Here is a 17,590-nt window from a genome sequence, read left to right as displayed (position 1 = left end):
GGGAGAGGCCTGGCTTGACGAGGAGCCGGGTCTTTTGCCGCAGGGCGGAGCAAAAATTCCCTTAGTCTGTTTCTCACCGGATTTGCACGTTGAAGAACTGGAGAGAGGCACTTATGCGCTATATTTTTAAATCGGCTTTGATCGGTCTTGCCGCACTCAGTTGCGTTACGATCAGCCATTCCTTTGCAGGCGCGCAGGAACTGGAACTGCGGGTAGGTCCAGGTGGAGTTGGCATTTACGATCGCGACCGCGATCGGGACCGGTATTACGATCGCCGCTATAGGCCGGCTCGCCGGGCATGCGACCCGGACGATGCGCTTGACAGTGCGCGCGATGCAGGTCTCCGTCGAGCTCGTATCGTTCGTGTCTCGTCACGCAGTGTCGTGGTCCAAGGCTTTACGCGCCGTGGTCCCGAACGGATGGTATTTGCCAACGTGCGCGGCTGCCCCGAGATCTAAAATCTGTTTCCTGGAAGCTCTAGTAAGAGCATTCAAAGGCCCGCCACTTTCATGAGTGGCGGGCTATTTGTTTCCGACAACTCTTCGGGCCGGACCCTGTGGTCAAGGACAGAGCTCGCAACAGGGCATATGCAGCGTCTGCCCGCTCCGCAGCCCGCATTCGCTATTGTGACGTCGAAATCACGTCATTGTTAACTCAAGCGATCATATTTTACCTCGTCGGACTTGGCTCTTGAACCGGTTCACGGCAGATGTGTTGCATCGCAATGAACGGAAAGGTCACCCATGACAGATTTTGCCGATAGCCGACCCCGCCCGATGGTGCCGGCACTTCAGAGAATTTACATGCCATTTAACACCATCGCTGAAACGGCTCTGCGTGTCATCGCCGGCGGACTGCTGGTGACCCATGGCTACGGCAAGATCCTGAATCCCTTCGGAGCTGTCGGCATGGTGGAAGGTCTCGGCTTCTATCCCGGTTTATTCTGGTCGCCGTTGCTGGCGGCAACCGAATTCTTCGGGGGCATTTTGATCGCAATCGGGCTGTTCACGCGGCCAGCCGCTTTCGCTGCAATGATCGTGCTCCTGGTCACTGTCTATTTCCATGGCGTGGTGCGAGGTGAAGGCTTTGGTGGCGCCGAGAAATCGATCCTCTGGACTGCCATTTTCTTGTTCTTCGCGGTTCGGGGATCGAATTCGCAGTCTGTAGATGCCAAACTTGGCAAGCAGATCTGAATCCGAAGTCTAGCCACCTGGGGAAGCGGGCACGGCCTCGCCGTTGCCCCTTTTTGACTGCTACAATCGCAACCCAGAGCGCACGCAGATGAAACGAGGGCCGGAACGGACCGGGCTTAGCGCCGCTTCCAACCGGGGCTCCTCCTTTCCGTCAGCGGCGCGTGTTGCGTGACCAGATGAGCTGCGGGCCTTCCTGGCCTTGAATCTCGGTCAGAGTGGCGTAGATCGGAGCTAGGCGCTCGGATCGTCGAGCTTGACTGAATGTAGTTGCGTTCGGTTTCGCGGGCCTGTTTCTGCCAGCCGGCACCGAACCCGACATTGCCGGCCAGCATCCGGAAGTCGGGAGCGTCTTCAAAGGTGCATTCGACACGGACGATATTCGCTTTGACGTTGAGGGTGAGGGTCTTGATGGTGCCGACGAAGCCGTCGGTCGATGTTGCCGGGGTCGCGCCCATCGCGGCCTCACGATGGCTGTCGATAAGACCGGGGACGATCGGCGCGCCCGCAGGGCTGCAACGAAGTGGAGGACGGCCATGGGCCCTCTGAGGCGGGCGTCAGGCATCAGGTACGCGTGATACCAGCGAGCCTTCGGGCTGCGGCCGCATTTTTGACGGTCAGCGCGGTTTTCTTGAGGAAGGCAGGACTGAAACTGCCCAGAGGCGTCGTTGACTCGGAGTCAAATGCCTTGTCGAGTTCAACCCTATTGTACTCGTCGAGAATGATCCAGCACGGAAAATCCAGCCCTGCGCGACGGCATTCCATTTGGCTGATCGCAAGAGAAAGCCGCTCCGTGTCGGGCAGTTGCGATGTGACGGGAAACAGAAACACAGCTCCCGGCACTGCCGCGGTGCGAACGACGACGCAAACGGGCCTTGCCTTGCGGCCGGACTCTTCACCTGCGGTCGCCTGGCGTTTCCACAGGTAGAAAAAGCGGACGATCTGCCCAGGTTCAAGCATTATCGCCCTCGATAATATCCTCAAGACCGGTCATAAGTTCACGGTGGATGTCTTCGGGAGCATCCATCAGGTCGTATGCAACGGTATGGGAACGACCGATGAGCTTGCGGTATTGTTCCGCGGTCAGAATGACGAGTTTGTCCTTGCCGCGCTTTGTCAAGGTGACGGGTTCGATCAAAGCCGCTTCAAGGATTTCACCCGAAGCGCGGTTCATGTCTGAGAAGGTGAATTGCTTCATTGCCAAGTCTCCGTACCGAATTACCTATAATACGTATTCTATGCGATTTACGCAATTCGGATGGCGATCAGCGCCAGTCCCGGCGGTCAAAAGCAGCGAGGCGGCCGACCTCCTCGCTGCCGACGATGCGCGACACGACGGGCGTGAACCGGATCCCTGCTCCCTCCGCGTCGGGGAACGATCGAAGCGGTCGGCCTTCTTGGAACGGCGGAGCGTCCAGCTTCGTCCCGTTCTGGCTCGAAAGCGGCCAGGGCGTTTGGCAACAGCTCACGGCTATTCCTCAACGGCCGGAGCCTGCGTCGGAATGATGGCCGCGAGCTGGTTTCCGGATCTCCTGACCTCAACTGAGCCTTCGGGTTCGGGGAATGCGGCTTACTCGGGCTCAGCGCCCGGTTCTTTTACGCCATTGAGCATAGTCGTTTTGCGCTTTGTCCGTCGTTGGCGGATAAAGGCCGATCACGGCAGCGCCGTCTTGGACCTGTTCAAGAACAAAATCCTCGAAGCTTTCCATGCCGGCGCATTCTTCGGCGATCTCATCGGCCAAATGCGCTGGAATGACCATGACGCCGTCACCATCGCCGACGAGCACGTCCCCGGGGAAAACGGGGGCGTCACCGCAGCAGATCGGCACGTTGATGTCGAGCGCTTCGTGGAGAGTTAGATTGGTCGGCGCCGACGGGCGCTGATGGTAGGCCGGCATATCCAACCTGCCGATGCCTTCGGCGTCGCGAAAGCCTCCGTCAGATACGACGCCGGCGCAACCGCGCATCGCAAGCCTTGTAACGAGGATAGAGCCTGCCGATGCGGCCCGCGCATCTTTCCTGCTGTCCATGACAAGCACCCAACCAGGCGGGCAGGTTTCGACCGCGACACGCTGCGGGTGGTCCGCGTTGCGGAACACAGTGATGGGATTGCGATCCTCACGCGCCGGAATGTAGCGAAGGGTGAAGGCCTGTCCGACCATGTTTTTGCCCTTCCAGGCGACCGGGTGGACGTTCTGGATGAACTGGTTGCGCAGGCCGCGTTTGTAGAGCGCAGTGGCAACGGAGGCGGTCGACGCCTTCATCAATTTTGCGCGGGTTTCGTCGGAAAGAGCGTAGTCGGTCATTATCATCTCCGGCTGGAAAGATCAGTTGATCGCTGGTTCATCGACCTGAGGGCCGAACTCCGTCTTCAGGAAATCGAAATCGCAGCCCTTGTCGGCCTGTTCGATATGTTTGGAGAATAGGAAGCCGTAGCCGCGGCCATAGCGTGGGGCCGGCGGCTTCCAAGACTGGCGGCGAAGGGCGAGTTCTTCGTCCGGCACGAGCATGTTCAAGCTGCGATTGGGGATATCGAGCTCGACGATGTCGCCAGTCTTCAAAAGCGCCAGCGGGCCACCGACATAGGCTTCCGGCGCCACATGCAGCACACAGGCGCCGAACGAAGTGCCGGACATGCGCGCATCCGACAGTCGTACCATGTCCCGCAGGCCGAGCTTCAACAGCGCCTTGGGCATGGGAATCATTCCCCACTCAGGCATTCCCGGTCCGCCCTGGGGGCCGGCGTTGCGCAAGACGAGAACGGTCTCCGGCGTCATCGGATAGTCGGGATCGTCGATGATCGTTTTCAGCTCGGCGTAGCTATCAGCCACGAGAGCCGGACCTTTATGCCGGTGGAATTTCGGGTCGCAGGCGGCGGGCTTGATCACCGCGCCGTCGGGACTGAGATTGCCCTTGAGCACGGCAAGCGATCCCTCGTGATAGACCGGGTTCGACAGCGGCCGGATGACGTCGTCGTTCCAGACCTTTGCCAAGTCTAGGCCCTCCGTAAGCGGCTTGCCGGTGACGGTGATCGCCGACGAATTGAGCTTGTCGCCCAGTTGCTTCATCAGCGCCCGGAGACCACCGGCGTAGTAGAAATCCTCCATCAGGTACGTCGCACCCGATGGCCGGATATTGGCAATGACGGGCGTTTCGCGTCCGATGCGGTCGAGATCGTCCAGTTCCAGCGGGATCCCGGCGCGACGCGCCATGGCGATCAAATGGATAATGGCATTCGTGGAACAGCCGGTCGCCATCGCCACGGTCACGGCATTCTCCACCGCTGCCGCCGTGACGATCATGTCCGGCGTCAGGTCCTCCCAGACCATATCGACGATGCGCCGGCCGCATTGCGTGGACATGCGCTGATGACCTGCATCGGCGGCGGGGATGGAGGAGGCGCCAGGAAGCGTCAGTCCCATAGCCTCGGCGATCGCCGTCATTGTCGATGCAGTTCCCATGGTCATGCAGTGGCCATAGGAACGGGCAATACCGCCTTCGATCCCTTGCCACTCTTCCTTGGAAATCGTGCCGGCGCGGCGTTCGTCCCAGAACTTGAATCCGTCGGTACCGGAACCCAGATGCCTGCCCGCCCAGTTGCCGCGCAGCATCGGTCCGGCAGGCAGGTAGATAAAGGGAAGCCCCATGCTGAGTGCGCCCATCACCAGGCCCGGAGTGGTCTTGTCGCAACCGCCCATGAGGACCGCGCCGTCGATGGGATGGGAGCGCAGCAATTCCTCGCTCTCCATCGCCAGCATATTGCGGTAGAGCATGGTCGTTGGCTTGACGAAATTTTCAGACAGTGACAGCGCTGGAAGCTCCATTGGGAAGCCTCCCGCCTGCAGCACGCCGCGCTTGACCCATTCCACTCTGTCCTTGAAGTGCATGTGGCAGGGCTGCGCATCCGACCAGGTGTTGAGAATGGCGATGATCGGGCGGCCCTCCCAGTCGGCGGGGTCATAGCCCATCTGCATGGTGCGCGATCTGTGGCCGAAGGATCGTTGATCATCGGGGACCATCCAGCGGGCGGAGCGCAGCTGCTCGTAAGTTTTGCGGTTTTTCATGGCATTGTCCGAGAAGGATGATGAACGGAGGCAAATACAAACAAGGAAGCAGTCTTCATTCCTTCATGCCCCATTTCTGGATAGTGTGGCGTTCAATCGTCTGGAAGACCAAATTTTCAACCACCAGACCGATGACGATGACGGTCAGCAGTCCGGCAAAAACGGCCGGGATGTCGAGAAGATTGCGGTTTTCGAAGATGAACCAGCCAAGGCCGCCCTGCCCGGACGAGACGCCGAAGACGAGTTCGGCGGCAATCAGTGTGCGCCAGGCGAAGGCCCAGCCAATCTTAAGACCGGTAAGGATCGAGGGAAACGCAGCCGGGATGAGAATGCGAACGACGTAGGACAAGCCGGACAGGCCGTAATTGGCCCCGACCATGCGCAGAGTGCGGGAGACGCCGAGAAACCCGGAATGGGTGTTCAGCGCCACGGCCCAGAGCACGGAATGCACGAGCACGAAGACGAGGCTTGAGGCGCCCAGGCCGAACCAGATGAGCGCCAGCGGCAGAAGTGAAATGGCCGGAAGCGGGTTGAACATGGCGGTCATCGTCTCGAGGAAGTCCGTGCCGATGCGCGTGTTGATCGCCAGCACGGTCAGGATGGCCGCCAGGATCGTTCCCGCCGCATATCCCATCAAAAGGATCTTCAAGGTGGTCCAGATGCGCGCCGGCAGCGTGCCATCCGCGAAGCGATCGACGAGCGTCACCAGCGTGTCGGCGAGGGTCGGAAATAGAAGTGGGTTGTCGAGGTAAGTGGCGTAGACCTGCCACAGGAGCGCAAGCGCGATAATCAGCAGGGCCTTTCGGACAGCGCCGATACCCCAGATGAGTTCAACTGGCCCGAGCTTCTGCTCGATCGCGGCAATGTTGGCATAGGCCGGGCGCGCGTTGGCGCTTTCTTCGGCCAGCAGGATCTGTGGTGCGCTCATGATGGCTTACTCCCGATGGCCTGGTTCAGAGAACAGAAGATCGTGGATATCCCGCTCGAGTGCAGCTGCGGTCCCGTCCTCGTTCGAGGCTTTGTCGACATCCACGACTTCCGCTTTGACGCGCCCCGGGTGGGGTGACAGAAGCAGAATACGGTTGGAGATCTTGATCGCTTCAGCGATCGAATGGGTGACGAAGATGACGGTAAACTTCGTATCATCCCAAAGCTGAAGCAGTTCGTCCTGCATCTGGCGGCGCGTCAGCGCGTCGAGCGCCGCGAAAGGTTCATCCATCAAAAGGATGTCGGGTTGCATCGCCATGCCGCGCGCAATGGCGACACGCTGTTTCATCCCGCCAGATAGGGTATGGGGAAAACTGTCGACGGCGCGCGTCAGCTTTACCTTGTCGATATAGGCGCGGGCGATTTCCTCTGCTTCCTTTGGCAGCAGCTTGCGCGCAACCAGCAGCGGAAACATCACGTTTTCCAAAACGGTCTTCCAGGGCATCAGCTGATCGAATTCCTGAAACACCATCATGCGGTCCGGACCCGGTTTCGTCACCGTCCGGCCGTTGATGCGGATGGAACCGCTGACGGGCTTCATGTATCCGCCTACGGCTTTCAGCAGCGTCGACTTACCGCAGCCCGATGGACCTAGAAGCACGAACCGGTCTGATTTCCTGACGCTGAAGGAAACCTGTTCGGTGGCGGTGACCAGGAGGTTCGGCGTCTTGTAGCGCAGCGTAACTTTCTCGACACTCAAGAGTGGTTCAGCCGCTTGCGCAATAGCCTGATGCGCCGGTGAAACAGCTGCTGCGGACTGGAACATTGACGACGTCCTCACATGAAAAGGGGGCGGGCTTATCCGGCAAAAAGCTGCCTGCCTTCTGCCGGATAGATGCAGCTCAGTTGCCGTTGAGGTCGGCGGATTCAGGCAAGTAGTAGTCGGTCCATGCTTTTGGCTGCATCTTCAGCGTCCCGATCTTGTTCAAATGCGTTGCGAACTTCATCGTCCCCTGCGGCTCGGTCCGGTAGTCGTCGATGAAACCCGGCTCGTTCATGATCGCCATGAGATCGTCGATCGACGTCTTGTCTCCGGTGATGGTCTTGTAGGCTTCGAGGGCGCCCTTTGGATCGTTCTTGATGTAGGCCACTGCTTGCTTGGTTGCCTCACGCACGGCCTTGATGATGACGGGATTGCTTTCAGCAAACCCGGTCGTCGTGAAGAACGTCGCCTGAGTGAGGGAACCTCCGATGATTTCGCGCGAGTCCGTGACGCGATGCACGCCCTTCTGTTTTAGCTCGATGTACTGGAAGGGCGGTGCTGAGAAATGGTTTTTGACTTCGTGATTGGGATTGGCGATGGCCGCGACCGCGTCCGGATGGCCAAGCTGTACGGTATTGCTGTCGAGCTTGCGGACCTGGTCTTCGCCATACTTTGCGGCGGCGACCATCTGCAGCAGAATCGCCTGCGTCGAGACGCCGACGGTCGGAACGGCGATCTTGTCGCTCGGGCCGATATCATCGAGTGATTTGATCTTGGGATCATTGGAGACCATGATGACCGGCTGCGCGGAACTCGGAATGATGCCTTTTACGCGGCCCTTTGTACGATCCCAAAGCAGAAGAAGATTACCCGACCCCGTGTTGACGATGTCGACATTGCCTGCGAGCAATGCATCGGTCTGCGCTCCACCGCCGCTAAAGGTTCGCCATTCGATCGTGAGGCCGTCCAGCCCCTCCTTCGCAGCCTGTTTCTCAATGAGCTTTTGCGTTTCCATGACGTGGCTCGCAAGATACAGAATCCCCGGCTGCCGTGTAATGGAGATCGCAGTCTTTTCCTGAGCCGAAGCCGGAAGCGTCGCGAAAAGAGCTGCGATCGCGGCAGCACCCAAAAGTCTCAACATCCTATCCTCCCACTGTAAGTCCCAAACGTACGAAACGTGCCTCCCAGCACCGGCAGAGTGAAACACTAAAATATCAGTTGGTCAACTATGTTAATATATTAGTTTGAGATCAAGATTCTTACTGGCTATAATGGCCGTCAAAGTGAGGTTTCATGGACGCTCTGAACGATCTTTCCCCGACAATTGCGCTCAAACGCACCTCGACCTCGCGCCAGCTCTACGACGTGCTGCGCGCTCGCATCATCTCGCTCGATCTGCCCCCGGGCATGCATCTGTCGCGCAGCGAGATCGCCATGGCCTACGGCGTCAGCCAGACACCGGTGCGCGACGCTCTGCAAATGCTAGAGGCGGAAGGCCTCGTGGTGGTTTATCCGCAGTCCCGCACGGAAGTCACGCGCATCGATTTGCGCCAGGCGCGCGAGACGCAGTTCCTGCGGCTCTCTCTTGAATTGGAAGTCATTCGGTCTCTGACGGAAACCCAGCCCGAAGCCGTCATCAAACGAGCCGATCGTCTGGTGGCCCTTCAAGAAACGGCGCTCAACGTGGATCATGACCTAGAACGCTTCGCGCTTCTCGATCGCCAGTTCCACCAAACCATGTTCGAAGGTGCGGGCGTTGCGGATCTGTGGGTGCTGGTCCAGTCGCGATCCGGGCATATTGATCGCCTTCGTAAGCTCAACTTGATGGATCCCGGCAAAGCCGGCACGATCTTGTATTCGCACCGGGAAATAATGGACAATGTGCGAGATGGAGACGTCCCGCGGGCACAGGAAGCCGTACGCCGCCACCTTACAGGCACGCTTGCCACCGTCGAGACAATTCGCGAGGCACATAGTCACTTCTTTTGAGAGGTAGCGCTTCCTGTGGAAGGAGATGTTGGTCTGGGCCTTGAAGGGGTCAGACCGACACAAGCTCAGATTGCTTGATACTAAAAGATCAGAGTCTAGCTAACGACGCGTCCAGACTTCTCTGTAGAGAGCGAACGATCGTCGGGCTTCATGCCCGAACCTCAACAGAACACGTGCGCGGCACCGGGGTCGAATTCAAGCCGAACCCGGTCCCCAGGGCTCAGGCCGGCGATTGCCTCGTGCCCAAAAGGCAGTCGCACCGACAGGGTTTCACCGGCGGCCGTTGCCGTTGCCACATGGATATTATTGCCGAGGAAGGTGATGTCCCTGACTGTTGCACTGAGACCGTTGCCGCCATGATGACGCGATAGCCGAATGCGTTCCGGTCTCAGCATGAGAGCCCCCTTGCCGTTAGACGCCATGCCATGGACCGGGATCCGGTCAAAAACTGCCGCCCCGCCCAGTGAGATCGTCGCCTTTCCATCTGCACATGACAACAGATCGCAGGAAATGAAGTCGCTGTCGCCGATGAATTCAGCGACAAAACGCGTACGCGGGTTGGCATAGAGTTGCGGCCCAGTGCCAATTTGATCGATCATACCCTTAGAGAATACCGCAATGCGATCGGACAGCCGCAGCGCTTCTTCCTGGTCATGGGTCACGTATAGGATCGTCACTTCAGTTTGCTGGTGGATCCTGCGTATTTCGTGCTGAATTTCCTCCCGCAGCTTCTTGTCCAGCGCCGAGAGCGGCTCGTCCATCAGAAGTACCGGAGGATCGTAGGCAAGCGCCCTGGCGAGGGCGACACGTTGCTGCTGGCCGCCCGACATCTGTACGGGCTTGCGATCCTCGTATCCTTCAAGTCTAACGAGACGCAGCATCTCCTTCACCTTGGTGTCGACCTCGGCCTTGGACTTGCGCCTGACCTTCAGTGGAAAGGCAATGTTTTCACCAACGGTCAGATGCGGAAACAACGTGTAGCGCTGAAAGACCATTCCGATGTTGCGCTTGTGCGAAGGGGTTTCCAGCAGGGTCTTGCCGTCAAGCGTGATGTCGCCTTTTGTCGGAGTTTCAAAACCCGCCAGGATGTAAAGCGTCGTGCTCTTTCCCGACCCCGACGGTCCCAAGAAGGTCAGAAACTCACCGCGCTGAACGTGCAGGTTGACATCGTGAACCGCGACAACAGGGCCGTACTCCTTGCGGATACCTTTGATCTGAAGGAAAGCGTCATTCATGATTTCAGTACCTTGCGTGCGAGAGCGACAAGCGCCATCAAGAGGATCGTGAAAAAGATGAGAAGCGTCGAGGCGGCAGCCACGACCGGCGTAAGATCCTGCCTGAGCGTGGCCCATACTTTTACCGGCAGGGTCTGTAGCGTTGGGCTCGCCATGAAGATCGCCACAACCACCTCGTCCCAGGATGTCAGGAACGAAAAGACAGCGGCGGAAAATATCCCGTGGCTGATTGCAGGCAGCGTTACGCGGATCCTCGCCTCAAGCGGCGAGGCGCCGCAAAGGATCGCCGCGTCCTCGATGGACTTATCGAAGCCTTCAAGCGCGCTGGAAATGGACAGAATGGAGAACGGAAGAGCAAGGACGAGGTGAGAGATCACGAAGCCCGCCAAGGTTCCACCGAGGCCCACCCTTAGAAAGAAGGCGTAGAGTGCGACGGCAAGAACGACGACGGGAAGGATCATCGGCGTCAGGAAGAGCGCCTTGAGCGCGTCACGGAACAGGAACGTTCCTCGAACCAACCCGAACGACGTCACAAGACCGAGCAGAACGGAAAGCACGGTGACGATCGATGCAATCTTAAAGCTCGTCCAGGCCGATTCCAGCCACCGGGGATCGGTCAGAAGTTCCCGGTACCATTGCAGCGTCCAGCCAGGAGGCGGAAAGATCAGCCACTGCGAGGATCCAAGGGAAAGGGCCGCGATAAAGAAGATCGGCAGCAGCAAAAATGCAGCCGCCAGGATGGTGATCGTCAAAAGCGCGTATTTCCACCAGCCGAGACGATCGAAGTTAAGCAGCATGTCAGCGCCCTCCGGTGTTCTGGCTGCCGAAGAAACGCAGCTGAACGACATAGAGCGAAAGCGTTACAACGAGGAGTACCAGGGCAGCCGCTCCCCCCATGCCCCAATTGACCAGCGACTGGACGAACTGGGCAATCAGCTCGGCCAGCATCATGTTCGCCGTACCGCCGAGAAGCGAGGGGGTAACGAAATAGCCAAGCGACATGACGAAAACCATGAGGGCACCTGCAGCCATGCCCGGCACCGCCAGCGGCAGGAGAACGCGCGTGAGACATTGCCACAGGCTGGCACCGCAAAGGGCAGCCGCCTGCAGGATTGCCGGGTCGATCTTCTTGATCACGCCGTAGAGCGGCAGGATGATGAAGGGCAGCATGATATAGGTCATGCCGATCGTCACACCTGTCAGATTGTTGACGAGCGGCAACGGCTGATTGATCAGCCCCATGCCCATCAGCATCTTGTTGATGAGACCCGTCCGTTGCAAAAGCACCATCCAGGCATAGGTGCGCGCCAGCAGATTTGTCCACATCGACAGCAGCAGGATCGCAAAAATCACCGATGCCAGCCTTCCAGGCATGATTGCCAGCGCCCAGGCAACGGGAAAGCCGATCAAGAGCGATATAGCGGTCACCAACCCTGATACGATGAAGGTATTGGCGAAAATCTTGAGATAGGTTGCAGATCCAAGCAGCTCAGCATAGTTGCCGAAGCCGGGAACCGGTTCCAATACACTTCGCAGCAACAGTGCCGCCACCGGCACGATGAAGAAGATGGCCACGAAGGCGAGAGCCGGAACGACCCCGCTGAAACCTGTTGGCCTGAGCGCTCTTGGCGCCGGCGCACTCACGCTGGAAGCATCACTATAGGTCGACATGACAGTCCTTCCTGCCGAACGTTCGGACAAGCGCCGCAGGTCCCGGGGCCGACCGAGCACGCTGCGCTTTTAGCACGGCGGGCATGGGCTCGCCGTGCGTTGCGCTGCATTTTTCAGCCTATTTTGCCTGCCATGCGTACCACCGCTCGCCGATAGCATCCCGGTTTTCTGCCCAGTAGCTCATGTCCGCATTGACCTGGCTGGCCGTTTGCCGATCCGGCAGTGTCTTGGCCGTCTCGGGATCCATCAACTTGGCCGATTCCAGATTGATCGGCGCGTATCCAGTGGCTTTTGCAAGCGCTGCCTGCGGTTCTGCCGAGGTTGCCACCGCGATGAACTTCATGGCTGCCTCAAGATTCGGCGCACCTTTCGGAACGACAAGCGAATCCGCGGCGGTAATATTCTGCTCCCAGGAGGTTTCGGCGTTAACGCCGCTTTTGGCGAGCGCTGTCATGCGGCCGTTCCACAGGCTTCCGAACGGTGCTTCGGCGGATGCCAGCAGCTGCTGCGACTGGGCGCCGCCTGACCACCAGATAATCTCCGACTTGATCGTATCGAGCTTCTTGAATGCGCGATCGAGGTCAAGCGGATAGAGCTTGTCGGCGGCAACACCGTCAGCCAGGAGCGCCGCCTCAATCACACCGGGCGCCGACCATTTATAGAAGGTGCGCTTGCCTGGAAACTTCGCCGTGTCGAACAGATCGGCCCAGGTCTTCGGGCAAGCAGCAACCGCATCCGCATTGCAGCCGATCACAAAGGAATAGTAGAAGCTGCCGACGGAATAATCCGTTACGAAACGCGGATCGAGCTTGGACTTGTCGATGACGGAGAAATCCAGCTTCTCAAGCAGTCCGTTTTTGCCTGCCTGCGCGGCATAGTCACCTTCGACATCGACGACGTCCCAGGTTACCTGGTTCGCCTCGACCATGGCCTTCAGCTTGCCGTAATCAGTGGGGCCATCCTGCACCACTTGCAGTCCGGTCTTTTCCGTATATGGGTTCGCCCAGGCTGCCTTTTGCGCGTCCTGCGTCGTTCCTCCCCAGCTTGAGAAGACGAGCGTTTCGGCTTTTGCGGGAATGGCTACTGCCATGATTGCCGCCAAGGCCGTGAATGCAAATGTGTGTTTCATGTTCCCTTTTCCTTGTTTTGGAGTGTCTTATGCGCATTCCTATGCCGGCAGTCCGTCCCCGCTTTTTGGAGAGAAGCTGGTTGCCTTCATAATCTTGTTTTCCGCCACTTCGATCAGATCACGAATCTTCGGCAGAAAGGCCTGCCACCGAGGGTCAGCCATAAGGCGCATGCGCCTTGCCTCACGGTCGTCCAGGCTCGAGAACGCCCAGATGTGGACAATCTCGTTGATGGTGCCGATCTCCGAATAGAAATAACCGACGAGGTTGCCGAGATGGCTCTTTTGAATGGCTATCCCCTCCTCTTCTACAACCTTCAGATATTGCGGGATCGCACCGTTCTTCAGTCTGTAGGTCCGGATCTCGTAAAACATCGCCATCACCGCATCACGAAAGGATCAGGGATCGGGTCGTCCGACGTCCTTAACCAGATCGTTTTTGTCCGGGTGTAGTCGAGCGCTGCGGCCATGCCGCCTTCCCTGCCATGCCCGGACAGACCGAACCCGCCAAATGGCGCGATCGGCGAGACGGCGCGATAGGTGTTGACCCAGACGATGCCGGCGCGAATTCCCTTCATCAGGCGATGAGCACGCGTCAGGTTTTGGGTGAAGACGCCAGAGGCAAGCCCATACTGCGTATCGTTCGCAAGCGCGAGCGCTTCGGATTCTGTTTCGAACGAGACGACGGACAGAACCGGACCGAAGAATTCGTTGACCAGCGAAGGGGAATTGACGCCGTCGCAGTCAAGAATTGTCGGCGGGAAGTAGTAGCCTTCACCGCCGGGCCTATGGCCACCGGTGACAAGGCGGGCGCCGCTTTGAAGGGACTTGTCGAGGAGCGCTGCTATGTGCTCCTGCTGGCGCCGCGTTGCAAGCGGACCGACCTCGGTCGCCATGTCCAACGGGGTACCGATACGGATCGCCTCTGCCTTGCCCTTCAAGAGGGTCAGGAACTCATCCTTGATAGACCGCTCGACAATCAGGCGCGAACCGGCGACACAGCTTTGGCCGGTCGCAGCAAAGATACCCGCGACCTGAGCATTGGCAGCACTCTCAAGGTCGGCGTCGGCGAAAACGATGAAGGGTGATTTGCCGCCCAGTTCGAGTGACGTGGAGGCAAGGTTCTCCGCCGAGTTTCGCACGATATGACGCGCCGTTTCGGGGCCACCGGTGAAGGCAACATGCGCGACCTTAGGATGGCGGCTGAGTGCTGCCCCGCAGGACGCGCCAAAGCCGGTGATGATATTGACGACGCCCGCAGGAAAGCCTGCCTCGTGAATGAGGCGCGCAAATTCCAGAAGCGGCGCTGGCCCGTCTTCCGAGGCCTTGACGACCATCGTGCAGCCGGCCGCAAGAGCCGGCCCGATCTTGACCGCAGACAAGAACAGCTGGCTATTCCAGGGCACGACCATCGCAACGACGCCGATCGGCTCACGGCGAAGCCAGACATCCATGTCAGGTTTGTCGATGGGAAGATAGGATCCTTCAATCTTGTCGGCGATGCCGGCGTAATAGCGGTAATAGTCCGCGACATAGGCGATCTGCGCCGACGTTTCCCGGATGATCTTTCCGGTGTCGCGAGTCTCGAGCTCTGCCAGCTTCTGTGCGTTGGCTGCGACCAGATCAGCGAGCCGGTAGATGAGCTTGCCGCGTTGCGTGGCCGTCATCTTTGACCAGGCCCCGTTATAGAGTGCCTGTTCAGCGGCGTTGACCGCCCGATCCACATCACCCTCGCGCGCTTCCGGCAAGTCAGCCCATTCCTTCCCGGTGGCCGGATCAACGCTTGGGAAGCGTGCTTCACCGTCTAGGAATTGACCATCGATATAATACTGGAAACGCTGCATAGACTTCACTCCGCAAATGCCGGCATCACTTCGGCGATAAAGCGCTGAAGCGATGCTTTCTTGCGCTCGAAGCTCATGCCCGTATCGATCCAGAAGGAATATTCGTCATAACCCATGGCCTCATAGGTCTTGAGGCGCGAGATTACGGTTTGTGGATTTCCGACAACGTTGTTGGTGCGCATGACGGCGTCCGACAGCATGGCGTTTGAGTTGATTTCAGCTTCGGGAATTCGCTCAATGAGACCTTGCGTGACCGGCTTCTCGTTCTTGAACCACGCGAAGAAGTAGTTGTAGTAGAGGCTGAGCTCATGAGCCGCCTGCGCGATGTCTGCGTCCGACGAACCGACATAGGTATGACGCAAAAGCATGATCTTGGGCCGCTCGATCGTCGGATGCTTCGCGCAAGCGTCATTGAACCGCCCCATCAGCGCTTCCACCTCGTCATCACCCTGCCAAAGCGGGGTGACCTGGACGTTACAGCCGTTGGCAACGGCGAATTCGTGGGAATTCGGATCACGGGCTGCGACCCAGATCGGCGGATTGGGCTTTTGCAGCGGTTTCGGCGCCGACGTGGTTGACGGAAACTTGTAGAACTCGCCGTCGTGGGCGTAGTCGCCCTTCCAAATACCTTTGACAGCCGGAATGAGCTCGCGCATGCGCTGGCCGGCGGCCCAGGCATCCAGACCGGGAAGCAGACGCTCGTATTCGAACGAATAAGCGCCACGGGCAATCCCGATATCGAGCCTGCCGTCGCAGATGATGTCGGTCATGGCCGCCTCGCCGGCAAGCTTGATCGGATGCCAGAACGGTGCGATCACCGTTCCTGTGCCTAATCTCACTCGCGACGTCCGACGCGCCAGGTCGGCGATGGTCACGAAGGGGTTGGGCGCGATGGTGAAATCCATGCCGTGATGTTCGCCCGTCCAAATCGCATGCATGCCACCTTTGTCAGCGATCTCGCAGAGAGCCACGAACTCGTCATAAAGGCGTTTGTGGCTCTGGCTTGCGTCGAGGCGTTCCATGTGGACGAAGAGAGAAAACTTCATGCCTGTGCCACCTTCGCTGCAACCGGGCGGACCGTACCAACAGTCTCATCGCCGAAATAAACCCCGAAATTGCCGATCGAACTCTCCAGCGCAAAACGCGCGATGATATCGGCCGTCGAACTTGTCTTGAATTGCTCGGCAGTGAGTGTTTTGGGCTTCAGGAAGCGTCCAGCGGCCGGAGCGCCTTCCGATGCAAAGGCACGGTAGACAATGTGCTGCTTTCCCTCGCTCTTGTCTTCATAGACCGAATACAGGAAACCGATCGTAACCTTCAGCCCGGTCAGATCTTCAAGATAATCTCGCAGAATTTCGGTCGGGCTGCCTTCCTTGCCGTCGCAGCCCGGCAGCGAAAGCATGTCATCGCCGAGAAGGAGAACATCGCCGTCGCGCTCCAGAACGGCACCGAGCTCAATATTACCTTCCGCTGCGGCCGAAACGGCCCGGCTTGTAAGGATTGGAGTGAAGTAACCGCCGCGGGCATAGCCCAATCCGTTGCGGCCGGTATTCTCGAAGGCCGTGATGCGCCCCATCAGGATGACGTGGTCGCCAGCTTCCACCATCTTCTCCATGGCGCACTCGAACCACGCCGCGACATTCGCGAATATTGGGCTGCCGGCCTTGCCTTCAGACCATTCGACTGCGGCGAAACGGTCCTCGACTGGCCGCGCAAAGGTGTTCGACACATCTTTCTGACGTTCCGAGAGGACGTTGATTGCAAAGTGCTTCGCACCCGTCATCGTCGCATAGTTGCGTGAGGTCTTTGCCAAGCAGACCAGCAGAAGAGGCGGATCGAGGGAGACCGATGTAAATGAGTTTGCCGTAAAGCCGATCGGCCGGTCGTCGCAATCGCGGGTGGTCACGACCGTTACCCCGGTCGGAAAAGCGCCGAAGGCGTCTCTCAGTGCGCGTGGATCGATGGATTCTGGTGTCATCTCGGCTCCTCCTCTCGATGTTCAAGCCATTCCGCAAGCAGCCTATTCACGGTATGAGGCGCGGTGAGATTAACCATGTGCCGATGGCTGTCGACGATACGAGCCCAGCCATTTTGGGTGATCGCCGCCATTTGCGTCGCCATTTCCGGCGTCGAATTGGGATCGTCAGAGCCTGTCAAGAACAAAGCTGGGCAGCGAACATCTCGCCAGCGGTCCGCATAGGTATCGTCGCCGCCGGCAAAGGCGCAATAGGCGATGGCGTAACCCTCGGGATCGACCATGCCCAGCCAGCCACGCGTGAGATCGCGCGCGGAAAGGCTATTGTCATCGTCGCCGAACCACCGTTTCAGCGGGCCATCGCGGTCGACGCCATTGGCGCGGATTGCAGCTGCGCGAGACATGACCGCTGCTTTCGCCTCGGGATTGCGGCGATAGACGCCGTTAAGATATGCGACCCGCCGGATCCGCCTGCCGAAGGTAGCAGCAGCCCCACCGGAGATCAGAGCTCCCATGGAGTGGCCGGCGACATTGGCGGCATCGATGTTCAACTCGTCGAGAAACCGGCCGAACCAGGCAACGAAGTCTTCAAGTTTGCTTCCGGTCGGCAGCTTGGCGCTTTCTCCGTGTCCAGGCATGTCGACGGCGATGACACGATGCGTCTTTGCAAACAGCGCGATCTGCGGGGCCCAAGCCTCGACCCGCATGCCGACGCCATGGATCAGAACCAACGGTTCGCCTTCACCGGCCTCGAAGTATGAGACGCCGTTGATTGTGTGCTGGCGCTGGAACTGCATCGATGCCTC

General features: G+C 58.8%; 19 protein-coding genes and 1 pseudogene. 3 read left to right on the top strand and 17 right to left on the bottom strand.

Annotated elements, in window-relative coordinates; genetic code table 11:
• Positions 1-113 precede the first annotated feature (113 nt).
• Both ISN39_RS23540 and ISN39_RS23535 read left to right on the top strand, forming a co-directional pair.
• A complete protein-coding gene (locus ISN39_RS23540; RefSeq protein WP_194730666.1) occupies positions 114-458 on the top strand; it encodes a hypothetical protein in 345 nt (114 codons plus the stop codon).
• A gap of 285 nt (positions 459-743) precedes the next feature.
• Entirely contained in the window at positions 744-1,193 is a 450-nt protein-coding gene (locus ISN39_RS23535) for a DoxX family protein (RefSeq protein WP_022712647.1), read from the top strand.
• A gap of 151 nt (positions 1,194-1,344) precedes the next feature.
• Here ISN39_RS23535 and ISN39_RS23530 read toward each other — a convergent pair.
• The 8 genes and pseudogenes from ISN39_RS23530 to ISN39_RS23495 all read right to left on the bottom strand — a co-directional run bounded on the left by ISN39_RS23530 (position 1,345) and on the right by ISN39_RS23495 (position 8,085).
• A pseudogene (locus ISN39_RS23530) lies at positions 1,345-1,648 on the bottom strand (DUF736 domain-containing protein).
• A 106-nt stretch (positions 1,649-1,754) separates the two neighbouring features.
• Positions 1,755-2,150, bottom strand: a complete 396-nt coding sequence (locus ISN39_RS23525) for a hypothetical protein (RefSeq protein ID WP_194730665.1) — start codon at positions 2,148-2,150, stop codon at positions 1,755-1,757.
• Positions 2,143-2,388, bottom strand: coding sequence for a type II toxin-antitoxin system prevent-host-death family antitoxin (locus ISN39_RS23520; RefSeq protein ID WP_194730664.1), 246 nt, complete (start codon positions 2,386-2,388; stop codon positions 2,143-2,145). Before ISN39_RS23520 ends, ISN39_RS23525 begins: the two co-directional genes overlap by 8 nt.
• A 382-nt stretch (positions 2,389-2,770) precedes the next feature.
• A complete protein-coding gene (locus ISN39_RS23515) occupies positions 2,771-3,496 on the bottom strand; it encodes a ribonuclease activity regulator RraA (protein ID WP_194730663.1) in 726 nt (241 codons plus the stop codon).
• Between the two features lie 21 nt (positions 3,497-3,517).
• Positions 3,518-5,254: an L-arabinonate dehydratase gene (araD, locus tag ISN39_RS23510; protein ID WP_194730662.1), complete on the bottom strand. Its 1,737-nt coding sequence runs from the start codon at positions 5,252-5,254 to the stop codon at positions 3,518-3,520.
• Positions 5,255-5,309: 55 nt separating this feature from the next.
• On the bottom strand, positions 5,310-6,182 hold the full coding sequence (locus ISN39_RS23505; RefSeq protein WP_194730661.1) for an ABC transporter permease: 873 nt from the start codon (positions 6,180-6,182) through the stop codon (positions 5,310-5,312).
• Between the two features lie 6 nt (positions 6,183-6,188).
• The gene (locus ISN39_RS23500; protein WP_022712652.1) at positions 6,189-7,007 is read right to left on the bottom strand and encodes an ABC transporter ATP-binding protein; all 819 of its coding nucleotides are present in this window, start codon (positions 7,005-7,007) and stop codon (positions 6,189-6,191) included.
• 76 nt (positions 7,008-7,083) lie between these two features.
• Positions 7,084-8,085: an ABC transporter substrate-binding protein gene (locus ISN39_RS23495; RefSeq protein ID WP_194730660.1), complete on the bottom strand. Its 1,002-nt coding sequence runs from the start codon at positions 8,083-8,085 to the stop codon at positions 7,084-7,086.
• A 152-nt stretch (positions 8,086-8,237) separates the two neighbouring features.
• Between ISN39_RS23495 and ISN39_RS23490 the strand changes: the two genes are divergently transcribed.
• Positions 8,238-8,933 carry a GntR family transcriptional regulator gene (locus ISN39_RS23490; protein ID WP_194730659.1) on the top strand — a complete coding sequence of 232 codons (696 nt, stop codon included), beginning with the start codon at positions 8,238-8,240 and terminating at the stop codon, positions 8,931-8,933.
• Positions 8,934-9,094: 161 nt separating this feature from the next.
• Here ISN39_RS23490 and ISN39_RS23485 read toward each other — a convergent pair whose 3' ends face one another.
• The 9 genes from ISN39_RS23485 to ISN39_RS23445 all read right to left on the bottom strand — a co-directional run bounded on the left by ISN39_RS23485 (position 9,095) and on the right by ISN39_RS23445 (position 17,581).
• Complete coding sequence (locus tag ISN39_RS23485) at positions 9,095-10,168, bottom strand: ABC transporter ATP-binding protein (RefSeq protein ID WP_194731890.1); 1,074 nt, start codon at positions 10,166-10,168, stop codon at positions 9,095-9,097.
• On the bottom strand, positions 10,165-10,965 hold the full coding sequence (locus ISN39_RS23480) for an ABC transporter permease (RefSeq protein ID WP_194730658.1): 801 nt from the start codon (positions 10,963-10,965) through the stop codon (positions 10,165-10,167). Before ISN39_RS23480 ends, ISN39_RS23485 begins: the two co-directional genes overlap by 4 nt.
• Before the next feature lies 1 nt (position 10,966).
• Positions 10,967-11,839 carry an ABC transporter permease gene (locus ISN39_RS23475; RefSeq protein WP_194730657.1) on the bottom strand — a complete coding sequence of 291 codons (873 nt, stop codon included), beginning with the start codon at positions 11,837-11,839 and terminating at the stop codon, positions 10,967-10,969.
• A gap of 118 nt (positions 11,840-11,957) precedes the next feature.
• Positions 11,958-12,968 carry an ABC transporter substrate-binding protein gene (locus ISN39_RS23470; protein WP_194730656.1) on the bottom strand — a complete coding sequence of 337 codons (1,011 nt, stop codon included), beginning with the start codon at positions 12,966-12,968 and terminating at the stop codon, positions 11,958-11,960.
• Positions 12,969-13,007: 39 nt separating this feature from the next.
• On the bottom strand, positions 13,008-13,340 hold the full coding sequence (locus tag ISN39_RS23465; RefSeq protein ID WP_194730655.1) for an NIPSNAP family protein: 333 nt from the start codon (positions 13,338-13,340) through the stop codon (positions 13,008-13,010).
• A 5-nt stretch (positions 13,341-13,345) separates the two neighbouring features.
• Positions 13,346-14,809 carry an aldehyde dehydrogenase gene (locus tag ISN39_RS23460; protein WP_194730654.1) on the bottom strand — a complete coding sequence of 488 codons (1,464 nt, stop codon included), beginning with the start codon at positions 14,807-14,809 and terminating at the stop codon, positions 13,346-13,348.
• 5 nt (positions 14,810-14,814) lie between these two features.
• Positions 14,815-15,855 carry an LLM class flavin-dependent oxidoreductase gene (locus ISN39_RS23455; RefSeq protein WP_194730653.1) on the bottom strand — a complete coding sequence of 347 codons (1,041 nt, stop codon included), beginning with the start codon at positions 15,853-15,855 and terminating at the stop codon, positions 14,815-14,817.
• Positions 15,852-16,787, bottom strand: a complete 936-nt coding sequence (locus ISN39_RS23450; protein ID WP_194730652.1) for a flavin reductase family protein — start codon at positions 16,785-16,787, stop codon at positions 15,852-15,854. The genes ISN39_RS23455 and ISN39_RS23450 overlap by 4 nt, the downstream gene beginning before the upstream one ends.
• Positions 16,784-17,581, bottom strand: coding sequence for an alpha/beta fold hydrolase (locus tag ISN39_RS23445; protein WP_246763399.1), 798 nt, complete (start codon positions 17,579-17,581; stop codon positions 16,784-16,786). Before ISN39_RS23445 ends, ISN39_RS23450 begins: the two co-directional genes overlap by 4 nt.
• Positions 17,582-17,590 lie beyond the last annotated feature (9 nt).

The sequence above is a fragment of the Rhizobium sp. 007 genome (assembly GCF_015353075.1).
In the GTDB taxonomy this organism is placed as follows: domain Bacteria; phylum Pseudomonadota; class Alphaproteobacteria; order Rhizobiales; family Rhizobiaceae; genus Rhizobium.
This window is presented reverse-complemented; position numbering and strand designations above follow the sequence as displayed.

Excerpts from the sequence above, each read along its gene's own strand:
- ISN39_RS23525 (WP_194730665.1), bottom strand. The coding sequence starts at position 2,150 with ATGCTTGAACCTGGGCAGATCGTCCGCTTTTTCTACCTGTGGAAACGC.
- ISN39_RS23490 (WP_194730659.1), top strand. The coding sequence starts at position 8,238 with ATGGACGCTCTGAACGATCTTTCCCCGACAATTGCGCTCAAACGCACC.
- ISN39_RS23485 (WP_194731890.1), bottom strand. The coding sequence starts at position 10,168 with ATGAATGACGCTTTCCTTCAGATCAAAGGTATCCGCAAGGAGTACGGC.
- ISN39_RS23450 (WP_194730652.1), bottom strand. The coding sequence starts at position 16,787 with ATGACACCAGAATCCATCGATCCACGCGCACTGAGAGACGCCTTCGGC.
- ISN39_RS23455 (WP_194730653.1), bottom strand. The coding sequence starts at position 15,855 with ATGAAGTTTTCTCTCTTCGTCCACATGGAACGCCTCGACGCAAGCCAG.
- ISN39_RS23465 (WP_194730655.1), bottom strand. The coding sequence starts at position 13,340 with ATGTTTTACGAGATCCGGACCTACAGACTGAAGAACGGTGCGATCCCG.
- ISN39_RS23500 (WP_022712652.1), bottom strand. The coding sequence starts at position 7,007 with ATGTTCCAGTCCGCAGCAGCTGTTTCACCGGCGCATCAGGCTATTGCG.
- ISN39_RS23475 (WP_194730657.1), bottom strand. The coding sequence starts at position 11,839 with ATGTCGACCTATAGTGATGCTTCCAGCGTGAGTGCGCCGGCGCCAAGA.
- ISN39_RS23540 (WP_194730666.1), top strand. The coding sequence starts at position 114 with ATGCGCTATATTTTTAAATCGGCTTTGATCGGTCTTGCCGCACTCAGT.
- ISN39_RS23520 (WP_194730664.1), bottom strand. The coding sequence starts at position 2,388 with ATGAAGCAATTCACCTTCTCAGACATGAACCGCGCTTCGGGTGAAATC.
- ISN39_RS23535 (WP_022712647.1), top strand. The coding sequence starts at position 744 with ATGACAGATTTTGCCGATAGCCGACCCCGCCCGATGGTGCCGGCACTT.
- araD (WP_194730662.1), bottom strand. The coding sequence starts at position 5,254 with ATGAAAAACCGCAAAACTTACGAGCAGCTGCGCTCCGCCCGCTGGATG.
- ISN39_RS23515 (WP_194730663.1), bottom strand. The coding sequence starts at position 3,496 with ATGACCGACTACGCTCTTTCCGACGAAACCCGCGCAAAATTGATGAAG.
- ISN39_RS23460 (WP_194730654.1), bottom strand. The coding sequence starts at position 14,809 with ATGCAGCGTTTCCAGTATTATATCGATGGTCAATTCCTAGACGGTGAA.
- ISN39_RS23495 (WP_194730660.1), bottom strand. The coding sequence starts at position 8,085 with ATGTTGAGACTTTTGGGTGCTGCCGCGATCGCAGCTCTTTTCGCGACG.
- ISN39_RS23470 (WP_194730656.1), bottom strand. The coding sequence starts at position 12,968 with ATGAAACACACATTTGCATTCACGGCCTTGGCGGCAATCATGGCAGTA.
- ISN39_RS23505 (WP_194730661.1), bottom strand. The coding sequence starts at position 6,182 with ATGAGCGCACCACAGATCCTGCTGGCCGAAGAAAGCGCCAACGCGCGC.
- ISN39_RS23445 (WP_246763399.1), bottom strand. The coding sequence starts at position 17,581 with ATGCAGTTCCAGCGCCAGCACACAATCAACGGCGTCTCATACTTCGAG.
- ISN39_RS23480 (WP_194730658.1), bottom strand. The coding sequence starts at position 10,965 with ATGCTGCTTAACTTCGATCGTCTCGGCTGGTGGAAATACGCGCTTTTG.